General features: G+C 38.7%; 4 protein-coding genes. All 4 read left to right on the top strand.

The window, feature by feature from the left end; all coding sequences use genetic code 11:
- The first annotated feature begins 416 nt into the window (after positions 1-416).
- The 4 genes from M4I42_RS16575 to M4I42_RS16560 all read left to right on the top strand — a co-directional run bounded on the left by M4I42_RS16575 (position 417) and on the right by M4I42_RS16560 (position 2,430).
- Positions 417-701 carry an AbrB/MazE/SpoVT family DNA-binding domain-containing protein gene (locus M4I42_RS16575; RefSeq protein ID WP_442864124.1) on the top strand — a complete coding sequence of 95 codons (285 nt, stop codon included), beginning with the start codon at positions 417-419 and terminating at the stop codon, positions 699-701.
- The gene (locus tag M4I42_RS16570) at positions 701-1,087 is read left to right on the top strand and encodes a type II toxin-antitoxin system PemK/MazF family toxin (RefSeq protein WP_268853150.1); all 387 of its coding nucleotides are present in this window, start codon (positions 701-703) and stop codon (positions 1,085-1,087) included. The genes M4I42_RS16575 and M4I42_RS16570 overlap by 1 nt, the downstream gene beginning before the upstream one ends.
- Before the next feature lie 468 nt (positions 1,088-1,555).
- Positions 1,556-1,873, top strand: a complete 318-nt coding sequence (locus tag M4I42_RS16565; protein WP_268853149.1) for a hypothetical protein — start codon at positions 1,556-1,558, stop codon at positions 1,871-1,873.
- The gene (locus M4I42_RS16560) at positions 1,873-2,430 is read left to right on the top strand and encodes a hypothetical protein (RefSeq protein WP_268853148.1); all 558 of its coding nucleotides are present in this window, start codon (positions 1,873-1,875) and stop codon (positions 2,428-2,430) included. Before M4I42_RS16565 ends, M4I42_RS16560 begins: the two co-directional genes overlap by 1 nt.
- Positions 2,431-2,501 lie beyond the last annotated feature (71 nt).

The raw sequence follows: 2,501 nt of genomic DNA, 5'->3' as shown, positions 1-2,501 counted from the left end.
ACATGGTAATTATTGTAATTAAAATTGCTCAACTACAGAAGAGAAACGAAATATCGCGAAAAAAATGCTAGCCAAAGGATATGATGTACAAACAATCCACGAATTAACGGAGCTTCCGGTGGAGGAGATTGAGAAGTTAAAGTAAATGCACTGTCCCCACCCGTAAGTTGAACAATCGCCGCAAGCGTTGGTGAATGTCTTTTGAAAATAGCAACATATTTAATTTCGTTCTCTGTCATGTTTTTCATGGTGTGGTATAATGAGGAGATGTGCCAGTCACGCGCCGAAAAATCCCTCTGAACAAGCAGGATAATGCGGAGCTCGATGAATCGTTCAGAACGAGCAGATAAATGGGGTATCATTTTTCAAAATCGTGTATATACTATGTATATACATTGTGGATGAGAGGTGATATAATGAGATCAAAGAAGTATGAAGGGGGAGGACGTATGGCTACAGTTGTTGCTCAAAAATGGGGAAACAGTTTAGGAATTCGTGTTCCAAAAGATATTGCTGATCAATTAGGTATTAAGCAAGGCACGGAAGTAGAATTAAGCGTCATCGAGCATGAAGGAATCATCACATTAAAACCAAAGAAAACGCGAAAAAAATATACATTAGAAGAACTCATATCGCAAATTACAGCTGAAAATCGTCATGAGGAAGTAGAGTTTGGGGTAGAGGGGCGTGAGTTGATTTAATGGTGTCACATGTACCGGAAAGGGGCGATTTCGTTGTTTTAAACTTTGATCCGCAAGCTGGTCATGAACAGGCTGGGAGGAGAGTGGCAATTGTCTTGTCCCCTAAAGAATTTAATCAAGCAACAGGATTTATCGTTGTTTGCCCGATTACGAATCAAAAGAAGGGATATCCATTTGAAGTAGATTTACCGAAAGAAGGAATATATCTTGATGACGATCGTCATCCGATAACAGGGGTTGTATTAGCTGACCAAATGAAGTCATTAGATTGGAAAGCTCGTCACGTAAAAATTTTAAAAAAGTATGATCGAGAAGATGCGCAAGTTGAACAAATAGACGAAATCGTTGATGAATGTCTTGCGAAAATAGCGACATATTTGGTATAGATAAGGCTCTTCACCACAAGTTGTACTTGATTTTTTATAAAACGCTCTACTGACACTTGTGAGGAAGAATCAGCAAATCAATGATTTTTTCACATTCTTGTTTAGGAAAGCGTATCACTCGTCAAGTACATGTTGTGGTGATGAACCAAAAATAGTGAAAAATTTTTATTAAAATCTTTGTCGATATTTGGTGATTTTAATAAAATTGATAACCTAGATGCTTGTCACGTCCCAACAAAGCAAAACCATTGATGGATAAGACGTCAATGGTTTTTTCTGTTTTAGAGGGATCGTACGAAATAACTTTCTCAAAGGGAGCCATTCGACACGACTAGGTGAGAGATATTCTTTTTTCGGCTGATGGTCATAAACATTTTTTACTTGTTCATGAAAAATTATAAAGGAATTACACGATGAATGTCGAATGATAGCGGATGAAAAAACGTTATGGGAAGGGGCTTGAATGCGGTGTCAGTAATAAAAACAAAAGTAACTGTAGAGCGTATTGTGGTTGTTCATGGGGAAAATCGTGCGACGTTACGAGTGTGCAAAGATGTGTATTTGAATGATTATTTATTGTATGAATCGAACAGCAAAGGACAGAAAGTTCCTATTGGTTTGTCAGGAAAAAAGGTGAAAAAGTTACAAGAATGGAACGATGTAAAAATTGAGAATAAGCGGTTGTTTTCTTTTTTATTGAAGGCGTATATGCATGAGAAAGAAGTCTTTGTACATTTGGAAAAAAGAGAAAAGTGTCTGTATGTTGTTGGAGTGGAGTTTTGCTAATGGCTCGATTAAGGTCGTTTCAACCGTTTTGGTCTGATACCGTCATCTTTTGGGGGGCAGGAGCTACGGCGAGTTTAGGAATAAAAACAACCGAGCAACTCGCTCACACGATTCTTCGTTTAGCACAGATCAATGAAAATCGGCAGTCACGGATAGAAGAACGAGTGAAAGAAGAGTTTCCGAATGTGGGTAAACAAGTTCAAGCGGAGTTGGCGGCGTTGTTCGTTTTATTAGGGGAAGAGGGCGATCGGAGAAAAGCGATACGGGCGTTAGGATTTTCTGAAGAACGAGTGAGCGAACTTAAACGTTTATACGACTGGACGGTAACTCGCGAAGTAATGAAGCGCTGTCCGGGAATTTATGATGGTCGGTTTTTATTGCAAGATTATTACAACTTGATCGATCTTCATATTAAAAGCGGACAAGGGTTTGCGGTGAACGGTCGCTTCATTCGCCCAGAGGAGCTGATTACTGCGCGCCGCACGTTAAATATGTTGATCGGCATTATTCATGCGATGGATTTCCAAGTTATGTTAACTCAAAAAAAGAGAAAATGAAACAATATTTTGATTTTGCTTTAATTTTAGGGCAATTTATGCAAAAGGAAGGGATGGAAAAAGTTCGTAAA

The sequence above is a fragment of the Anoxybacillus sp. J5B_2022 genome, assembly GCF_026847645.1.
In the GTDB taxonomy this organism is placed as follows: domain Bacteria; phylum Bacillota; class Bacilli; order Bacillales; family Anoxybacillaceae; genus Anoxybacteroides.
This window is presented reverse-complemented; position numbering and strand designations above follow the sequence as displayed.

Bases quoted from the DNA above. Each gene is read 5' to 3' on its own strand.
- M4I42_RS16575 (WP_442864124.1), top strand. From the start codon at position 417: ATGAGATCAAAGAAGTATGAAGGGGGAGGACGTATGGCTACAGTTGTT.
- M4I42_RS16570 (WP_268853150.1), top strand. From the start codon at position 701: ATGGTGTCACATGTACCGGAAAGGGGCGATTTCGTTGTTTTAAACTTT.
- M4I42_RS16560 (WP_268853148.1), top strand. From the start codon at position 1,873: ATGGCTCGATTAAGGTCGTTTCAACCGTTTTGGTCTGATACCGTCATC.